We start from the raw sequence: 720 nt of genomic DNA on the forward strand, positions 1-720 counted from the left end.
GTTCAACTCCGAGAAGGGCTTCGGCTTCATCGCCCAGGACAACGGCGGCGCAGACGTCTTCGTCCACTACTCGGAGATCCAGGGTCAGGGCTTCCGGACCCTGGAGGAGAACCAGCGCGTGGAGTTCGAGGTCGGCCAGGGCACCAAGGGGCCGCAGGCCCAGAACGTTCGTGCGGTCTGATTCGCCGCAAATCTAGTCGCACATGAGAAGGACCCTCGGCCGGGCTCGGCCGAGGGTCCTTTTTCGTTGTAGTTGACCGGTCTTAGTGGCCGCGCTGACGCGCTTCCCACTCCAGTCGCTGCATGACCCACTCCGTGGCGAGCGCCTGCGGGGACGTCTGGCGCTCCGCGGCGAGCTCCTTGAGCTGTTCGTTGGCCATCAGCTGCAGCCGCAGCTGGTACACCTGCGCGTTGCCGAAGCCCGATGCGGTCGTCTCGTTGTCCGAGTCCGGGGCCAGTGCTGCGAGGTAAGAGGTCAGCTCCTCGTCGGGCAGCGTCTCGTCGGCCTGCGGTTCGTCCGCGGGACGGTGACGGCCGGACTTGGAGCGTCCGAGGGATCCGATAGGCACCGGCACACGATAACGGCTCGGTCACGGAAGCCAAACCCCTGTGACCTGAGTCACCCCAAGGTGTAAATGAGGCCCACGCAGAGTGGATCTCCCGCGCCAGCGCCGGAACACCGTGCGATGAGGGCAACCTACGGGGGTCCGGGGGTGGGGG

Annotated in this window: 2 protein-coding genes; one reads left to right on the top strand and one right to left on the bottom strand. The window is 66.2% G+C overall.

The window, feature by feature from the left end; all coding sequences use genetic code 11:
* A partial coding sequence (locus UK23_RS01985) for a cold-shock protein (RefSeq protein ID WP_063778031.1) occupies positions 1-181 on the top strand: 181 nt, incomplete at its 5' end.
* 82 nt (positions 182-263) lie between these two features.
* Here the strand turns inward: UK23_RS01985 and UK23_RS01990 are convergent.
* Entirely contained in the window at positions 264-569 is a 306-nt protein-coding gene (locus UK23_RS01990; RefSeq protein ID WP_045309607.1) for a hypothetical protein, read from the bottom strand.
* Positions 570-720: the final 151 nt, after the last annotated feature.

The sequence above is a fragment of the Lentzea aerocolonigenes genome, assembly GCF_000955955.1.
GTDB lineage: Bacteria > Actinomycetota > Actinomycetes > Mycobacteriales > Pseudonocardiaceae > Lentzea > Lentzea aerocolonigenes_A.